This is a genomic window from Arthrobacter sp. Y-9 (genome assembly GCF_029690065.1).
In the GTDB taxonomy this organism is placed as follows: Bacteria; Actinomycetota; Actinomycetes; order Actinomycetales; family Micrococcaceae; genus Arthrobacter_E.
In genome coordinates this window covers 247,843-265,109 of the sequence record NZ_CP121463.1, presented here as the reverse complement: position 1 = coordinate 265,109, position 17,267 = coordinate 247,843, and the positions used below count along the sequence as shown (strand labels likewise).

Annotated in this window: 13 protein-coding genes and 2 pseudogenes; 11 read left to right on the top strand and 4 right to left on the bottom strand. The window is 65.8% G+C overall.

The window, feature by feature from the left end; genetic code table 11:
• The first annotated feature begins 535 nt into the window (after positions 1-535).
• The 8 genes and pseudogenes from P9849_RS01195 (at position 536) to P9849_RS01165 (ending at position 11,406) form a co-directional block, all read left to right on the top strand.
• Positions 536-3,880 (top strand): SpaA isopeptide-forming pilin-related protein, encoded by a 3,345-nt coding sequence (locus P9849_RS01195; protein WP_278267921.1) that lies wholly within the window; start codon positions 536-538, stop codon positions 3,878-3,880.
• A gap of 62 nt (positions 3,881-3,942) precedes the next feature.
• Positions 3,943-5,430, top strand: coding sequence for a SpaH/EbpB family LPXTG-anchored major pilin (locus P9849_RS01190; protein ID WP_278267920.1), 1,488 nt, complete (start codon positions 3,943-3,945; stop codon positions 5,428-5,430).
• 196 nt (positions 5,431-5,626) lie between these two features.
• Positions 5,627-6,514: a class C sortase gene (locus P9849_RS01185; protein WP_278267919.1), complete on the top strand. Its 888-nt coding sequence runs from the start codon at positions 5,627-5,629 to the stop codon at positions 6,512-6,514.
• A gap of 2,145 nt (positions 6,515-8,659) precedes the next feature.
• Positions 8,660-9,086, top strand: a pseudogene (umuD, locus tag P9849_RS01180) (translesion error-prone DNA polymerase V autoproteolytic subunit).
• Between the two features lie 52 nt (positions 9,087-9,138).
• Complete coding sequence (locus P9849_RS01175) at positions 9,139-9,717, top strand: hypothetical protein (RefSeq protein WP_278267918.1); 579 nt, start codon at positions 9,139-9,141, stop codon at positions 9,715-9,717.
• A 27-nt stretch (positions 9,718-9,744) separates the two neighbouring features.
• Positions 9,745-9,999, top strand: a pseudogene (locus tag P9849_RS16205) (DNA polymerase V subunit UmuC); the annotation flags it as partial.
• A 71-nt stretch (positions 10,000-10,070) separates the two neighbouring features.
• The gene (locus tag P9849_RS16200) at positions 10,071-10,241 is read left to right on the top strand and encodes a hypothetical protein (protein ID WP_347567907.1); all 171 of its coding nucleotides are present in this window, start codon (positions 10,071-10,073) and stop codon (positions 10,239-10,241) included.
• Between the two features lie 229 nt (positions 10,242-10,470).
• Positions 10,471-11,406: an AEC family transporter gene (locus P9849_RS01165; RefSeq protein WP_278267916.1), complete on the top strand. Its 936-nt coding sequence runs from the start codon at positions 10,471-10,473 to the stop codon at positions 11,404-11,406.
• Between the two features lie 123 nt (positions 11,407-11,529).
• Here the strand turns inward: P9849_RS01165 and P9849_RS01160 are convergent, their stop codons facing one another.
• Entirely contained in the window at positions 11,530-12,504 is a 975-nt protein-coding gene (locus P9849_RS01160; protein WP_278267915.1) for an EamA family transporter, read from the bottom strand.
• Between the two features lie 75 nt (positions 12,505-12,579).
• Here P9849_RS01160 and P9849_RS01155 point away from each other — a divergent pair, with 75 nt between their 5' ends.
• Positions 12,580-13,458, top strand: coding sequence for a LysR family transcriptional regulator (locus P9849_RS01155; protein ID WP_278267914.1), 879 nt, complete (start codon positions 12,580-12,582; stop codon positions 13,456-13,458).
• Between the two features lie 27 nt (positions 13,459-13,485).
• Here the strand turns inward: P9849_RS01155 and P9849_RS01150 are convergent, their stop codons facing one another.
• The 3 genes from P9849_RS01150 to P9849_RS01140 form a co-directional block, all read right to left on the bottom strand.
• Positions 13,486-13,761: an acylphosphatase gene (locus P9849_RS01150; RefSeq protein ID WP_278267913.1), complete on the bottom strand. Its 276-nt coding sequence runs from the start codon at positions 13,759-13,761 to the stop codon at positions 13,486-13,488.
• A gap of 69 nt (positions 13,762-13,830) precedes the next feature.
• A complete protein-coding gene (locus P9849_RS01145) occupies positions 13,831-14,817 on the bottom strand; it encodes an LLM class flavin-dependent oxidoreductase (RefSeq protein WP_278267912.1) in 987 nt (328 codons plus the stop codon).
• A 109-nt stretch (positions 14,818-14,926) separates the two neighbouring features.
• Entirely contained in the window at positions 14,927-15,523 is a 597-nt protein-coding gene (locus tag P9849_RS01140; protein ID WP_278267911.1) for a TetR family transcriptional regulator C-terminal domain-containing protein, read from the bottom strand.
• 99 nt (positions 15,524-15,622) lie between these two features.
• On the opposite strand from P9849_RS01140, the gene P9849_RS01135 reads away from it, so the two are divergent.
• Together P9849_RS01135 and P9849_RS01130 are read left to right on the top strand one after the other, a co-directional pair.
• Positions 15,623-16,348 (top strand): GAP family protein, encoded by a 726-nt coding sequence (locus P9849_RS01135; protein ID WP_278267910.1) that lies wholly within the window; start codon positions 15,623-15,625, stop codon positions 16,346-16,348.
• Positions 16,349-16,385: 37 nt separating this feature from the next.
• Entirely contained in the window at positions 16,386-17,222 is an 837-nt protein-coding gene (locus P9849_RS01130; RefSeq protein ID WP_278267909.1) for a hypothetical protein, read from the top strand.
• The last annotated feature ends 45 nt before the right edge of the window (positions 17,223-17,267 follow it).

Genomic DNA, 17,267 nt, shown 5'->3' with positions numbered 1-17,267 from the left:
GCGGAGGGAATTTTGGCTTGGCATGTTCTCTCCGCATCTGGCCCCTCAGCTCAGATGATGCCCACCATCTGGTGTGGTTCCCTGACACCTGAGTTGGGGACGGGCCCGGAGCCACAGGCTCGCGCCTGCCGGGCCAGCGGGGCCCCTCCTCGACACCGCCCACCTTGCGCGGAGGGGTCCCGCCTCAAGGTGTGCAAGACCCTGCATGCAGTTGGGGGAGAGAAAAACAATTTTCAAATTCAGCGTCGAGAAGTGCATGATCTCGCCTTCTTCCTGGTAGCCGGACCATCACCATGGTCCGGCGACGACGGACCTGGCGTCTCGTCCTCTGCCAACGAGAGACGGGGCCTGGTGGGCAGACTTGGGGGCTGAGAAGCCCCCGAGGAGATCCGGACGGGAACCTCGTCACGCAGTACCAAGAAATTTGAAGACCAGACATCGAATCCAGCTCACAGGGGGCCTACCAATGACCACGCGATCGATCCCCGTCCTGCATCGCAGAGCACGCCATCGCCAGCAGCGGTCACCTTGGTTCGTGCGCGCCCTGGTAGCCGTGCTGACGATCGCCTTGCTTGGAATTGTTCCTCTTGTCTCCCCCACCAAGTCGGTTGCCGCTGCAGGCGACCCATTCGACCCGACAGTGCCGATGCAGTGGCAGATGGCGGGCCAGCCCAGCACCCTGTACGACATCGTGATCAACTCCGATGGAACGATCTCATTCGTCGCTGAAGGTACTGCCTCCATCACCTACAACGCCCTGGCTTTCAACCCGCTCGACGGTTACCTGTACGCTGCCGCCACTATCGGTGGGGTTAACAAGGTGATCAAGATCGGCCAAGGCGGGGTCGTCGTGAACAACAACGTCGCGACCCTCCCAGATGCAGTGCCAAACATCACCGGCATCCAGGCATTTATTGACGGTGCCATCGACCCTGCCACCGGGACAATGTACCTCTCAGGCAACAACAACAACATGTCGACTCTGACCAAGGTGAACCTGGCAACGGGCGCTGTGACCACCATCAATCTCTCGCAGACCCTCACCAACAGCGGTATCGCCGACTTCGTGTACCAAGCCGGGGCTCTCTGGACGGTCAATGCTGCGGGAAGCCTGATCAAGATCGACCCCACCACGGGCGTCGTCACGACCGTCAAGACCAACGTCGTCCCGGCTGCGACAGGGACTCCCACCGCCTACGGTGGCGGCTTCTCCCTGGGCAACGGCAACTTCGTATTCATCGACAACGGCACCGGCAAGGCCTACCAGATCGACATTTCCACCACGGCCTACCAGTCCTATTACATGGGCCAAGCGGTCTCGAGCAACAACAACGATGCCGCCAGTTCACTCGGCGCGCCGACCGACCTCGTCGTTGGCAAGTGCGGTCCCGGACAGGGGACCTGTACGTTCCCAACCGGTTCCAACACCCCACTGCACTCCTACCCGATCGGGCAGGACCCTGCCTCCGGGTATGCCGCCGGGCAGCAGTTCACCTACACCATCACCGTATTCAATGATGGGCCGGGGCTCAGTTCAGGGTCGGTAGTCACCGATACTCTCCCCGCCGGTACTACCTATGTGTCTTCATCGAACCCGACCTGTGTGGCCAGTGGCAGTACCGTGAACTGCGCCTCGGGACAGCTGGCTTCAGGAGCCAGCACGTCCTACACCGTCACAGTGCTGGTTGCCGCAGGAACGACGACGAGCCTGACCAATACCGCAAAGGTCCTCGGCAACGAGGCTGAATCTGACCCCACGGACAACACGGACACGCACACTATCGTTCCGGCAGCGGCCTCGATCACCCTGGCCAAGGATGTTGTCGCCAATAGCTGGACCGATGTCAACAACGATCAGCTCAAAGACGCCGGCGACACGATCAGGTACCAGTTCGTGGTGACCAATACGAGCAACGTGATCCTCAACCCGGTCACGCTCTCGGATCCGATGCTCGCCGGCGCAGGAGTGGCAATCACGTGCCCCCAGACCTCCCTCAACCCGGGTGCCTCCATGACCTGTACCTCGGCGCCGTATACGATCACCCAGGCCAACGTGGATACCAATGGCGGCCTGATCACGAACACGGCTACGGTGACGGGCAAGCCGCCCTATTCCTTGCCGAATGTCACGGCCACGGATCCGGCGACGTTCCAGACCGACCAGAAGTCCAGCATTTCGCTGACCAAGACCCCCAACACCTCGTCGTTGGTGGCCGGGCAGACGGTCACGTACACCTTCGTGGCCAAGAACACCGGCACCACCACCTTGAGCAATGTTGTGATCGCGGAGACTTCCTTCAATGGTTTGGGCATCGCTCCAGTAGTGACCAACTGCAACCCGGCCCAGGGCTCGTCCTTGGCTCCTGGCGCAACGATGACCTGTACGGCCACTTACGTCCCCACCCAGGGTGATATCGACGCGTACTCCACGACCGGCAAGAAGGTGGATAACTACGCACGGGTTACTGCGACCTCGCCCAACGGTGCGGTCTCTGCTACCGCTGAGGCGCACCTGCCCTCCACTGGGGCGCCGCAGTTGGTGGCCAGCAAGTCGGTCTCTCCGGTGGCGGGAACGATGGTGCAGCCAGGGCAGGTTCTGACCTATACGCTGACTTTTGACAACACCAGTGGCACCGCGGTAGCTCCAGTCGCCTATACGGACTGGCTGGGCGATGTGCTGGATGCTTCATCCTTCGTGTCGGGTTCGGTCACTTCCACGACTACTTCGGGTACGGCTCTGGTTGTGACCAACAACTCTGCGGCGACTCCGCAGACCCTGGGTATCACGGGGGCGGTCGCAGCGGGGGCGAAGAGCGTGGTGACGTACCAGGTGAAGGTCAACGACGCCGCACATCTGGCAGATGCGTTGCTGGAGAACTACCTCACCCCGTCCACGATCGTCACGCCCCCCACGACGTGTCCGTCAGGATCCACGACGTGCACGGTCAATCCTGTCGGTTCCTGGACGCTGTCGAAGACGGCGAACCCGGCCTCAGGTACGGTCATCAATCCCGGCGACCCGGCAGGATCCCGGCTGATCACCTACACGGTCACCGCGACAAACCTGACGGCGAATCCTGTCTCCGGTGTGGTGCTGACCGACGACCTGTCGCAGGTCCTCAACAACGCCACGTTCACCTCCGGTTCGGCCTCCTTGGTCATCAACGGCGGCTCGCCTACGGCGGTACCGAACCCGGTGGGTCAGAAGCTGACCACGAGTGCGTTCACGCTTCCGGCGAATGGCACGGCGGTACTGACGTATTCGGTGACCGTGAACTCCACGGCCTGGCTGGTCACCCTGACCAATAGCGTGACCGGCAACGGCACGGTTCCCCCGCAGCGGTGCGTCACTGGCGGGACGGGGCCCGTAGATCCCGCCTGTGTGGTGACGCACCCGACTAGCGGGCACATGTTCGTGCAGAAGACCGGCCCCGGCGCAACCGCGGGGTCCACGGTTCCGCTGGGCGGTGCCGTCTTCGAAGTCCACGCCGATGTTTCGGGCCAGATGAGTCCGACCGCCACCGGTCAGGTCAGCGCCGTGTCCGGTTCCACCGGTCTGGTGGAGGTCCGCCAGCTGGTGCCGGGCACCTACTGGCTGCTGGAGACCAAGGCACCTTCCGGCTACACCCTGCTCGCTGCCCCGGTGAAGTTCACCCTCAGCAGCACCGGGACGGTCACCGTCGACGCCTCCTCGGCGGGTCCGTCGGTGACCGCTTCGAATCAGACCATCACCGTCAATGACCTGCCGGCCGTAAAGCTGCCCTTCGCTGGAGGCCCCGGAATGGTGGGCCTGATCGGGACCAGTATCGGCGGGGTCCTCCTGCTGCTGCTGGCCGCGCTCCTGGTGATCCGGTCTCGGCGGGAAGAAAAGACCTCATGAATACGAAGAGGCCGGGCAATGTCGCCGGCCACTTCTCAGGGGAACACTATGAAAGGAAAACGATGAAACCATCGAAGGCAAGGCGGGCCATCCTGGCTTCGCTGGCCGCAATAGCCACCGCAGGAATGTTTGCCTTCGGTCTCGGAGGCGCGAACGCGGCCAACATCTCCAACATCGACCCGAACCAGACCGCGACGCTCTCGATCCACAAGTTCGAGACGCCCAGCACGCCGACGGGTCTGCCCAACGACGGCACTGCCCTCACCCCGGCGCAGCTGGCGGCCCTGACCCCGATGCCGGGTGTGACGTTCACGGTGCAGCCCATCAACGGGATTGATCTGACCACCAATGCCGGGTGGACGGCGGCGGCGGCTCTGACCCCGACGACAGCCGCAGCGCAGGCAGGCGCCGGCACCACCGTCACGACGGATGCCTCAGGTAATGCCACTCTCTCGGGTCTGCCTCTGGGCCTCTACCTGGTCACTGAAACCAGCTACCCGGCGGGTGTGACCCCGTCGGCTCCGTTCCTGGTGACGCTGCCTCTGACGAACCCGACGGACACCAGCAGCTGGCTGTACAACGTGAACGTCTACCCGAAGAACTCGGTAACGACCGCAACGAAGACGGTCAACGACGCCAACGCCATCAAACTCGGCGATCCGGTGAGCTGGACCATCAAGGCGGACATCCCCGATGGGAACCCGGTGGACGGTTACAAGATCACCGACCAGCTGGACACCAAGCTGACCTACAGCAGCGCAACGGTGTCGCTGAGCAACGGGGCAGCCCTGACCTCCGGTACGGACTACACCGTGGTCTACGACTCCACCACGCACACGCTGACGGTGAACTTCACCACCAGTGGCCTGGCGATCCTGACCGCTAACGCCACTGCTCAGGTCGTCGTCGACGTCAACACCACGGTCAACACGGTGGGCGAGATCTCCAACACCGCTGTCGTCTACCCGAACGCGGCCAGCTTCAACGTCACCCCGGGCCAGCCCGGGGGCCCGATCGTCACCCCGCCGGTCGTCACCAAGTGGGGCGACATCGTGCTGCACAAGCAGGACTCCAAGACCCAGGCCAGCCTGGCCGGTGCGACCTTCCAGGTCTACCCGACCCAGGCCGATGCTCAGGCAGGCACCAACGCAATCACTATTAATGGTGTGAGCTCCTGGACCACCGATGCCAGCGGCAACCTGGTCATCTCCGGTCTCCGGTACTCCAACTGGGTCAACGGTGCGGCCGTGAACCCGGGGGATCCCGGATACCAGTCCTACTGGCTCGTAGAAACTCAGGCCCCGACCGGTTACGAGCTCCTGGCCCAGCCTGTGGAGACCACGGTGACGAGCTCGGACCCGTCCGTGGTGACCGTGACCATCGATAACGTGCCGCACAACGCCGGATTCCAGCTGCCCTTCACTGGTGGCCCCGGCACCTGGGCTCTGACCGGCGGTGGGATCCTCCTGCTCACCGGCGCGGTCCTGTTCTTCGTGTTCGCTAACCGTCGCAAGAACGCCGCGGAAGCCAAGGAAGCCGAAGTCGCCTAAGACCGGCTGACCCGCCACTTCCACCTCACCCCTGTGGACGGGGCCACGACACCCCGTCGGAGGCCCCGTCCACAGGCGTAATCGGTCACAAAGGCTCCTCCCCATGACTCACACGGTTGAAGACACCCCAGCTGGGCTGTCCCTGCCGCCGGAACACAGCCGGCGGCGCCGTCGACGTGACTCCAAGCTCCTAGCGATGATGATCATCGCAGCCCTTGGACTCGCCCTGCTGATCTACCCCCAAGCCGGAGACTGGTTCAGCACCATCTCGCACAACACTCAGCTCTCCGGATACTCCCAAGATGTGAACAACCTGGAGCCTTCCGTTCGAAGCCGGCTGCTCAACGACGCTCGCGAATACAACTCGAAAATTCCTGTCGGCCAGTTGCTGGATCCTTATTCGCAGGCAGCAGCCTCGGCGCCCTCGGGCGCCCAACACGACCAGTACGAACAGCAGTTGAATGTCAATAACGACGGGGTCATCGGGCAGCTCAGCTACCCTGCCCTGAACATCGACCTCGCCATTTATCACGGCACCGGCGATGATGTTCTGGGAAAGGGCGTCGGGCACCTGTTCGGGTCGTCGCTTCCCGTCGGAGGGCCAGGAACGCACAGTGTCCTGACCTCGCATTCGGGAATCCCGAATGCGGAACTCTTCACTCCTCTGCACCAGGCCAAAGAGGGGCAAGTCTTCTACATCAAGGTTCTTGACCGCACTTTCGTCTACCAGGTCGAGAAGATCGAAGTGGTCCAACCAGACGACATCTCCTCCCTCAAAGTCGTCCCCGGCAAGGATCAGGTGACCCTGATCACCTGCACCCCGATCGGAGTCAACTCCAACAGACTCCTCCTCCACGCCTCACGTATTGCAGACCTCCCCCAAGACGATCCGCAACAGCAGACGCTGGCCGGCCGGCAAAGCACCCTCGCTTTCCCCTATTGGGCTCTCCTGTACGTCGCAGGGCTCCTCGCCTTCTATATTGGCGCTCGATATTGGAATCGCCGCGGCTCCCGCGCCCAGGCTCGACAGCTCAAGGGTTCACAAGAGCCGACCTCCCCCGAACCACCCTTAGAGTCGCAATGACGAACGGCCCGATCTAGGCCCGCTACCGCGTCACAGAAGTAACCTTCCTCACTACTACAAGATGTCACGGGGCCGCAGACCCCCATGTGTCTCCGTGGCATAGACCTCTTGTGATTGTTCGGCAGTAGAACCAGGACAGACCCGAGCTGCTCTCGGCCCACACAGGGGACAACGACAAGAGCTGGGTGGCATCGCAGAATGCCTGCGTGCCACCCAGTTCTTCGCTCTCTTTCGTCCTCGCCAGCCACTCGGTGTCCAGCGGGGACAAGAGGCAACGGTGGAGACGTCACAATCTCGGAGAAGTCAACTACTTGTCAGGTAAGAGCCGTTAGCGATTTCTTCAGCGAAACCCTTGATTCGCCTCCGTCGTGATGCGCAAACGGCACCGGCACCACAGACTTCTCTGAGCATCGGGCAGTCTGATAAGCGTCTGAAGAGGACATTATGGCCAGGTACCTACTCTTGTACCGTTTGTCAGCTGCGGCCCGCGACGCTCATTCGTCCTCGCCTGTGGAACAGAACAGCCACGGCACAGTCGGGTGGGTGGAATGGTTCGCCTCTGCGGGCCCAGCCATCCTTGACGGAGGCTCCCCCGTGGCGGGAGAGGACAGCTCACTGGGCGGGTTCTCTATCGTGGAGGCTAAGGACCACGTCGAACTGGACACCCTTCTGAAAGAACACCCACATCGAGCTATCGGTACGATCGAGATTTTCGAATTCTCACCCTCGACCTCGGCATAGACGCAACAAGGGGTGAGGGACTTGCTACCCCCGACATGCTTGATGCATCGGGCACATCATGCTGCACATCGGCAGAACCAAGACTCTTTCGTGCCCTGTGCCGCGTCAATCAGCGGTCGACTGTAGTTCCTGCTATGGCGTCTTCGAGCCTCATAAGGTCGAATGCGGCATCGACCCGTTCTGCTGTAGAGAGATCTTCTAAGGCAATTCGGACGCGCAGGAATGATCGTGTCTGCTGCAATTGCTCTTGGGGCCACCGGCGCAACTGATCGTCAGTGACATTCTTGATGCTATACGCCCAAGCCCTCCTTGTGGCATCCCTTCTACTTGACACATGCACGCACAAGGCAAAAGCCCCTGCCGGCACAACCATCAGACACAGGACGATGAGAAACTCGCCGATCAGACTCACAGAGCCTCCGTGTAGTGCTTTTTTGGGGACGGGGAACGAGACGCCATCAAGGAGCTCCACGCTCCGAGCCCTTCCCGACTGAAAGGACGGCTTCACGAACAAGAAGGAGTGAATTCGAAGAAAGTGACGGTGCTCGCACCTCATTTCGGCATGAGTCAAAGACGCCGTGGCGCTTGATGACAGTGAACACGGTGGGCACACGAGCCCGGGACTTCTCATTCACATGAGCTCGGCGCGATGCGGCGGAACTCCGCAGTTGCTGCGCCCCACTGTGAACGGACAGTCAGGTCCGGGGGCCAACGAGTGAAAGCGGCAGAGGTAACGCTCTAGGCTGCCACTTCCCCACCAGCCGCTTTGGAGGTGCAGCCACCTACGGCTTCGGCACCGTCGTGCGAACAAATGGGGGTTGCGCCAAGCGACGGAGTGGGGGGCATCCCGTTGCTTGGCACAACCCTGCGAAGCCGAGATCACTGGGGGGGTCACCAGTGCTCACTTCTCCGCGAGTGGAGGGAACCCGTCTACGCGACCAGCCGTGACATCTGTGGCGTCCATCCTGACGACAAGGCCCCGTCCTCTCAGCTTCAAGAAGTGCTCATGGGCGATTTTGTGACGCCGGAAGGACGGATTTCATCCGTTTGTGACACTGCGACCGCACAGGCTAGGTGAAATGCGGTCGATAGCTCCGCGCAGACTGGCGGGTTTCGGGCCTACCTTTCGAAGCCTTCGAGTTCGAGGTCGCCTTCCGTGATGGCGTTCGACGTCGCCGCGTCCTTGAGGCTGCGCCTGGTGCGAATGGTCGACGTCGACGGCTGGCCTGCGGCGGCGCTGAAGGAGCACCCGATCGCCTGAGCGGCGCGCCCGTGACTGGCCGCATTCGGTCATCGATGTCCGTGGTTCCGGTCTAAGCTTGGCATCGAAAATATGTTCGTTCGGTAGGGGCAGTTGGGCGAGTTGCTAGAACCGGTGTACTACTGACAATCGGAGTGTGGACCATGAGCGTGACTGTCCTGGGGCGCGTTGCGACGATAGCCGGCCTTTTGCCCATGGCCCCCGTTTCGGTGCCGGCCGGCTTCCCGTCGCCGTCGAAGTAATCCTGCGCCGGGGACGGGAAACCCGCCGGCGCAGGATTACTTCGACGGCGAGGTCAGCCTTGACCAGGTGCTCGTGAAGGACCGGGCGGCGACGTTCTTCCTGCGAGTGGCCGGGGAATCCATGGAGGGAGCCGGCATCTCGGACGGGGACGTGGTGATCGTGGACCGTTCAGTGACGCCTCGGCATGGCGACGTCGTGGTGGCCGTCCTGGACGGCGAGCTCACCCTGAAGCGCCTGGCGATCACCGGCCACAGCGTCATGCTGCAGGCAGACAACCCCTCCTATCCCTCGTTTCCGGTCAGTGTGGAGTCAGACTTTCTGATCTGAGGTGTAGCCACGGTCTGCCTGCACCAGCTCGGGCATCAGAGGGTCCTCCGCCATGCCGGTTGACCCCCACCCGCGCCTCTACTGCCACGTCGACGTCAACTCCGCCTACGCCTCCTTCGAACGGGTATTGACGCCCAGTGTGGAGGGCGTGCCGCTGGCGGTGCTGTCCAACAACGACGGATGCGCCGTCGCGCTCAGCTCCGAGGCGAAGAAACTGGGGGTGGAGCTGGGCACGCCATGGTTCCAGCTGCGCCCAGTCGCCAAGAAGCTCGATCTCGCGGCCGTGTCCAGCAATTACGAGTTGTATGGGTCGATGAGCGCCAGGGTCATGGAGGTGCTGAACCGGCACGCTCCCACGAGCCAATACAGCATTGATGAGGCGTTCCTGCTGCTGGGGGCGCGGTCCGCGGAGCAGGATCTGGTCGCATTCGGGCACCGGGTGAAGGACGAGATCCGCCGTCTGGTCGGGGTGCCGGTCTGTGTGGGGATCGCACCCACCGTGACCCTGGCGAAGCTGGCGAACAAGTGGGCGAAGAAGGCTGAGGTGTTCGGCGGGGTGTGCGTGTGGGAGGGCACTCCCCCGCTGTGGCGTGAGCAGCTGCTCGAACGCCTCCCCGTCTCAGAGCTCTGAGGCGTTGCCGGGCGGTTGGAGAAGCGCATGAACGCGCTCGGGATCTACACCGCCGGCGAGCTAGCCGCCGCGAACCCGGTCCGGGTTCAGGAACGGTTCTCGGTGGTGCGGATGCGGACCGTGCTGGATCTCCAGGGCGTGCAGGCCGTGCAGCTCGAGGAGGAACGCAAGGGCAAAGACCAGCTGATCTTCTCCAGGTCCGTCTCGGATCCTCTGACCACGACCAAGGACATGCGCCAGGTCCTCTCCGTCTACGCCTCCCAGGCCGCAGCGCGCCTGGTCAAGCATGAGCAGCTCGCGAAGGTCCTCACAGCCTGGGCCGGGACGTCGCCGCTCGCATCCGCTCCGGTGCAGTGCCCCCAGTCACTGTGCCACTGCCGGCTCCGAGGTCGGACCCGGTGGAGCTTACCCGGGCCGCGCACCGGCTCCTGTCCAGGATCCAGCCCGGGGCGAAGTTCGTTCGCGCCGGCGTGATGCTCACCGACCTGCGCCCGGCGCGCGAGCCAGCTGAGAAGAAAGACTGATGTCCCTGCAGGTATGGCTCACAGGTAGAGACCAAGAGGTCCCCAAGATCATCCAGTACGTCGAGGCGAAGGCGACGACTACGCGACAGCCCTGGAGGCTCCGGAGCAGCCGTGCGGGCCGGATCCGCGGCAATCTCCATCCACGCCAGCTAGAACTCAACGGAACCACAGCCGCCCAATAAATGAGACAAAATAGTCCACAGTTTGGACTTCGGGCTACGCTGGGAGCGTGTTGGGAGTTCTCGCCGGTTTCTTCGTGGTCTGGGCCATCATCGGGGTGGGCTGGTTCGTCGGCCGACGCGGGATCCTCGGTCCGAACGCCGGCCAGACCCTCAGTCGGCTCGCCTTTTTCGTCGCCAGCCCCGCACTGCTGTTCGAGACCCTGTCCAAGGCGCGCCTCGAGGACGTGCTCGGACCCCAGCTCGCGGTGGCGGCCATCAGCGGCACCGCCGTCGGGATCGCGTACCTCCTGGTCAGCAAGCTTCTCCTGAAGCGCGACAGCCCGGAGAGCATCATCGGCGCGATGAGCGCCAGCCAGGCGAACAGCGCCAACCTCGGCATCCCGATCGCGGTCTACGTGCTCGGCGACGCCTCGTACGTCGCTCCCCTGCTGATCTTCCAGCTGGCCTTCTACAACCCGCTGAACCTGATGCTCCTGGATGCGACGCTCGGCGGGCGCAGCACGCGGCAGAACCCCGTGCTCAAGTTCTTCCTGATCATCCTCAGGAACCCGGTGATCGTGGCGTCGGCCCTCGCCCTGGCGCTCTCCGCACTGCACCTCCGGCTCCCGGATCTGGTGCTGCAGCCGATCCACTTCATCGGCGGCGCGGCTGTCCCCGCGATGCTCATGTCGTTCGGCATGTCCCTGAACGGGAACCGGCCGCTGTCAGCCGCAAGCGGGCGCCGCACGGACATCCTGGTGGCGTCGTCCTTCAAGCTGCTGCTCCACCCGGTGCTCGCGTTCCTGGCGGCGCACTTCATCCTGGGCCTCGACGGCCACGCCCTGTTCGCAGCCACGATCGCCGGGGCACTGCCCACCGCGCAGAACGTGTTCGTCGCGGCGAACCGCTACCAGCAAGGCGTGACGGTAGCCAAGGACACGGTGCTGATCACCACGATCATCGCCGTCCCGGCCATGCTCGTGATCGCCGCATTCCTGCACTGAGGTCACGGGACGCTGGGGCCTGACCCCCGCCTCGGCTTTCCCCGGCCGTACGGTCATTCCCCACGTCTTCAGCGCCGGGGAATGACCGGACGGCCCTGGAAAGCCAGGGCAGCCTGGAACGTCTCAGCGACGGAGACGCCACCCTCCCAGCTGTCCGAGCAGCATCGCCCCAAAGGCCAGGATCAGCCCGACCACCTGCAGCGGCCCGAACGTCTCACCCTTGACCAGGACCCCCAGCCCGGCCGCCATGAGGGGCGAGAGGAAGCCGAGGAGCGAGGCCCGCGTGACCGGCAGTTTCCCGATGGCCCAGAACCACAGCGCGTAGGCCAGCAGTCCGCCGACGAGCCCCAGCCAGAGGTAGCCGCCCAGGGCGCGGGGGCCGACGTCGGCGGGCAGGCCCTCCACCAGCAGCGTGAGCGGGAGGAGGAAGAGTCCGCCGGCGGTCAGCTGCCAGCCGGTCATCGCGAGCGGTCGGACGCCTGCCGGACGCCCCCACTTCTTGGTCAGCACCACGCCCAGGCCCATCGAAGCGGTGCCCGCGAGACCCGCGAGGACTCCCACGGCGTCGAGCCCGGCGGACCGCCCCAGGACCACGAAGCCCACGCCGACCGCACCCACCACGGCCCACGCGAGCCGCCAGAAGACCAGCTTCTCCTGGAGCACCGCGACCGCGAGGAAGGCCACGAGCAGGGGCTGCGCGGCACCGAGCGTCGCGGCCACCCCACCCGGCAGATGCGCGGCGGAGATGAACAGGAGCGGGAAGAAGAAGCCGATGTTCAGCAGCCCCAGGACGGCCGCCCGGAACCACCACACGCCATGCGGCAGCGCGCGGCCGAGGGCGAGCGCCACCAGCCCGGCGGGCAGCGCGCGGGCCAGCCCCGCGAACAGCGGGTGACCGGCGGGCAGGAAGTCGGTGGTCACCAGGTAGGTGGTGCCCCAGGACAGAGGCGCCAGCGCCGCGAGCACGGTCACGAGTGCCAGGGGCAGCGCACGACGCCGCGAAGCCGGGCCGGAGGCGGGGGTGCCGGTCGAGCGGGGCACGCCGGCGTTCGGCGCACCGGGTCCGACGGGCGTTTCCAGAGCTGGTGAAGTGGTCATGCCTCCACCCTCGCCCCGAACCCATTGATGAGTCCAACACATGGATTTCATGCCGACCATGAATATTCTTGATGCATGGACTTGCAGCAGATGCGGTACGTCGTCGGCATTGCGGAGACCGGGAGCTTCACCCGCGCCGCGGCCCGGAACTTCGTGGTGCAATCGGCCCTGAGTCACCAGGTGGCGGCGTTGGAACGCGAACTCGGCGTACAGTTGTTCGTGCGCTCCAGCCGCCAGGTCCGGCTCACGGAGGCCGGCGAGGCGTTCCTCCCCCATGCCCGTGCCGCACTCGATGCCGCGGACCGGGCCCGGAACGAGGCGGCGGCGGCCCAGGGCGTGGTCCGCGGCACCCTCCGGATCGGCGTGATCCCGACCGTCACGGCCGTGGACCTCCCCGCCGTGCTGCGGGAATGCCGGACGCGTTTTCCGGAACTCGTGCTCGCGGCACGGGTCGCGAACAGCGAGGAGATGATCGAGGAGGTCCGGGCCGGGACCCTGGACATCGGCTTCCTGGGACTCCTTGACGGCACGCGCGTGGAGGGCGTGGCGCAGCGTGTCCTGACACGGGACACCCTGGCGGCGACCCTCGCTCCGGAGCACCCCCTCGCCACACGGGACAGGCTCTCCCTCGCCGAACTCGCGGAGGAGCCGTTCGCCGACTTCCCGCGTACCTCCGCGGGGCGCAAACAGAGCGACGCGGCGTTCGCGCGGGCCGGCGTCGAACGCCAAGTGGCCTACGAGCTGGGCTCCATGGACCTGACCCGCGAACTGATCGTCAGCGGCCTCGCCGTGGCGCTCCTGCCGAGCCGGTACGCGGCGGCGATGCCCGGCGTCGTCGTGGTGCCGCTCGTCGAGGAGACCGTGCGGCACGAGATCCTCATCTGGGACCGGCTGCACCCGAGTCCGGCGGCGCGCGCGTTCACGGAACTCGTCGCGGAACTGCGCACGCCCTGACCGACGACGGCGGTCCCCCGCCGCACCTCACGCGTCCGGCAGGACGTCGAAGCCGGTTCCCCCGGTCGGCGGCACCGGCTCGGACCGGACCGCATCGACCCGGGCCCAGCGAGGCCCGTGGTGCGCCCACGCCACGAGGTCGGCGAGGCGCTTCTGATCGCCCTCGGCTTCGGCCTCGACGGAGCCATCGGCACGGTTCCGCACCCAGCCGCTCACGCCGATCTCCTCGGCCGCCTGGCACATGGCGAAGCGGTAGCCCACGGCCTGGACCCGCCCCGTGATCAACAGTCGAATCCGCTCCATGTCCTCATGATGACCCGCGGCGCGGCCGTTGGCGAGACGCGGCCCCACGTCGATGCGGTTGAGCCCTGCTCAGCCCTGGCCGAGCGCGATCTGGCCCAGCAGTTCGGCGGAGCGCAGCTTGGCCTCGGTGCCCGGGGCCTGGTGGGCGACGATCAGCTCGTCGGCGTCGGCGTGCTTCGCGAAGCCCTCGAGGTACTCCAGAACAGCTGCGGGCTCGCCCACGGCGGAGTACTTCACCATCTCCCGCAGGTGCTGGCCCTGCGGGGCATCGAGCACCAGATCGGCCTCTTCGTCCGTGAACGTGTGACCGCGGCCGAAGAAGGTCTGCACGCGCTGGCGGAGCGCGTCGCGGAGGAGATCCTGAGCCTGCGCCGTGGAGTCCGCGGCCACGACGTTGACGCCGGCGATCACATAGGGCTCGGCCAGCTGCGCGGAGGGCTTGAACTGCTCGCGGTAGATGCGGACCGCGTCCTGCAAAGCGGCGGGGGCGAAATGGGACGCGAACGCGTACGGGAGACCGAGCGCGGCAGCGAGCTTGGCGCCGAACAGCGAGGATCCGAGGATGTACAGCGGCACGTGCGTGCCCTTGCCCGGAGTGGCCTCGACGCCCGGGATCAGGGTGCTGTCACCCAGGAAGGCCTGGAGTTCCTGAACGTCCTGCGGGAAGGTGTCGGCGGCCATCGGGTCGCGGCGGAGGGCCCGCATGGTGTTCTGGTCGCTGCCGGGGGCGCGGCCCAGGCCGAGGTCGATGCGTCCGGGATGCAGTGATTCGAGGGTGCCGAACTGCTCCGCGATGGTCAGCGGCGAGTGGTTCGGCAGCATGATGCCACCGGCGCCGAGGCGGATGGTCTTCGTGTGGGCGGCGACATGCGCGATCAGCACGCTTGTGGCCGACGACGCGATGCTGGCCATGTTGTGATGCTCGGCGTACCAGACGCGGCTGTAGCCGGCGTCCTCCGCGAGCTGCGCCAGGGCCACACTGCCATCCAGGCTCTCCTTCACACTCTGGCCGGGGCCGATCGTGGCGAGGTCCAGGATGGAGAGCTTGAGGGTCATGACTGCCTTTCGTCGACGGTGCGGGCCGGGATCACCGGCCCCATGGGCGACAACGACGACGCGCGGCCGGGCATTCCTGTGAGGTCCGCCGCGTGCCGCACAGGACGGTTCAGCGGACCCGATCGGCGCCCCGGATCCGGTCGAGCTCCTCACGGATCAGGACGACGGCCCACCCGGTGTCCGCGTCGGCCGGCTGATGCAGCAGATGGAGTCCCAGGCCGTCACAAAGGGCGAGCAGGCGCCGTCCGTCATGGCGCGAGCCCTCCCCGGACGGGTCCTCGTCCCGCAGGAACCCGGCCAGCCGGATGAACAGGTCCAGGAGGCGGGCATGGGCGTCGTCGCGGGCGCGGGCGAGTCCGGGGTGACCCGGGGTCTCCGCGATCAGGGCCATGTTGAGTTCGAATTCGCGGCGGGTGTCCGGGGTGAGCGGCAGGAGTTCGCTGATCACGGCGAGGACGTACTCCACTAGGTCCGTGCCCGGGACCAAGGCCGAAACCCGCTCCGTGGCGCGCTCCACCATGAGTTCGGCGGAGAACTCCAGCAGCTCGGACTGCGTCGGGAACAAGTGCCGCAAGGAACCGACGGCCACCCCGGCCCGGGCCGCGACCGTTCGGACCGACACGGCGCTGATGCCTTGGTCCAGGACGATCTCCCAGACCGCCTCGGCCAGTCGTGCTTTGCGCTCCTCGCGCGGCGTGTATCCCACCCCGTCATTCTAGTACGCTCGTGCCAGCCTCAAGTTGGTACGACTGTACCAACGAGTGTCGAAGAGCGCCTGATGCTGTGAAGCGAAAGAGGAGACCCGATGATCATTCCCGGCGAAGCAGCGGGGGCACTGCTCCTGCTCGCCCTCACGGATTCCCTCAGCTTCGGCACACTCCTGGTGCCGGTGTGGCTGCTCATGGCGCCAGGACGGATGCGACCTGGACGGATCGCGCTGTACCTGGGGACGGTGGCGGTCGCGTACTTCGCCGTGGGTGTCGTGCTCATGACGGGCGGCGGTCTGCTGCTGAAGAACGCCTCCGGTCTGCTCGACTCCACCCCGGCGCAATTCCTCCAGCTCCTCCTCGGCGTGACGCTGCTGGTCCTCAGTTTCGCGCTGGACACCAAGGCCGCGAGGGCACGGGCCGCGGAGCGCGGGGCGCAGTCCGGGAGGCTGCGGCGCTGGCGCGACCAGGCCATGGGTGCGGACAGCGGGGCCGCCGCGCTCATGGGGCTCGCGGTGAGCGCCGTCGTCGTCGAGATCGCGTCGATGCTGCCGTATCTGGCGGCCACCGGCATCATCACGACGCAGACGGCGGACCAGCCGACGGCGCTCCTGGTCCTGGCGCTCTACTGCCTGGTGATTATCGCGCCCGCGCTGGTGCTCACCGCGGGCCGGCTGTTCGCGCGGCGGCTCGTCGAGGCGCCCTTGAGGCGACTCGATGCCTGGCTCACGCGCAGCGCACGCTCCACCACGCTCTGGATCATCGGAATCGTCGGGTTCCTGCTCGCCGTGCACGCCGCCAAGGCGCTCGGCTGGGTGGCGTGAGGCCCGGCCGGTGCTGCACGACCGCTAGTCTCATGTCATGACTGCCGCGCCGCGCCGAATCCCCGCAGGTCCCGAACTCGACGTGCTGATGCGGCTCTACGGCTACCGTTTCACCCGCACAGGCGGGGTCGCAGGCGCCGAGGCAAGCACGGCTCCGGAGGATCTGACGACTGCCGGGACGCACGGCTGGCCGATTCGCGAGGCCGAGCACATCACGGCCGCCGAGATCTTCGAACGGTCGGTCTCCGCCGCGGCTGCCCTCGAGGAGGACGCCGTCCTGGGAGCGTTCGTCGCCGGACTCGGGAGTGCTCCGTCCGCACGTCAGATCGCGATCTCCTTCGCGTGGGCGCGGCATCTGTCGTCGGCTCCCCGGGACGGCGACGCCCTTCCGGACTGCGGCCTCGTCCCTCGCGACGGCGACGGATTCGACGTCGACGTCACCGAAGTGCTCCTGCGGCTCGCGCTCGGCTGGGCCTGGAACGAACTGCCGCAGCGGTACCTGCCCGATCTCGAAACGGCCGTTACGGCCGGTCTGCCGTCGCCGACGGCGGAGGACCGGGAGCGCCTGCGCGCTCTGCTCGACGTGGCGGCGGCGCAGCCCGCCGGGACGAGAGTGGGCGAACTCGAGAAAGCGGTGGCCCGCGCCAAGATCGTGCCCGGGACCGACAAGTACCAGCGCTACGGCATCCTGATCGGCCTCGCCGAGATCGGAATCCTGCCGAGCACCCTCACGCCCTCCTGGGACCGCTTCGTGTCCCACACGGAGTTCGCGGACGCCTGGTCCGGCGGGCCGAGGTCGGACATCACGCCGCCGCTCTCGGGGTGGCGCGGTGGCATCGACGCGGGCCGCGCCGAGCGCCTGCTCGGGGTCTGAGGGAGGCTGGTCCGGGCCCCGATCGTGGGATCCGGACTCCGGCAA

Bases quoted from the DNA above. Each gene is read 5' to 3' on its own strand.
- P9849_RS01175 (WP_278267918.1), top strand. From the start codon at position 9,139: ATGCCGGTTGACCCCCACCCGCGCCTCTACTGCCACGTCGACGTCAAC.
- P9849_RS01160 (WP_278267915.1), bottom strand. From the start codon at position 12,504: ATGACCACTTCACCAGCTCTGGAAACGCCCGTCGGACCCGGTGCGCCG.
- P9849_RS01145 (WP_278267912.1), bottom strand. From the start codon at position 14,817: ATGACCCTCAAGCTCTCCATCCTGGACCTCGCCACGATCGGCCCCGGC.
- P9849_RS01190 (WP_278267920.1), top strand. From the start codon at position 3,943: ATGAAACCATCGAAGGCAAGGCGGGCCATCCTGGCTTCGCTGGCCGCA.
- P9849_RS01155 (WP_278267914.1), top strand. From the start codon at position 12,580: ATGGACTTGCAGCAGATGCGGTACGTCGTCGGCATTGCGGAGACCGGG.
- P9849_RS01130 (WP_278267909.1), top strand. From the start codon at position 16,386: ATGACTGCCGCGCCGCGCCGAATCCCCGCAGGTCCCGAACTCGACGTG.
- P9849_RS01185 (WP_278267919.1), top strand. From the start codon at position 5,627: ATGATGATCATCGCAGCCCTTGGACTCGCCCTGCTGATCTACCCCCAA.
- P9849_RS01135 (WP_278267910.1), top strand. From the start codon at position 15,623: ATGATCATTCCCGGCGAAGCAGCGGGGGCACTGCTCCTGCTCGCCCTC.
- P9849_RS01150 (WP_278267913.1), bottom strand. From the start codon at position 13,761: ATGGAGCGGATTCGACTGTTGATCACGGGGCGGGTCCAGGCCGTGGGC.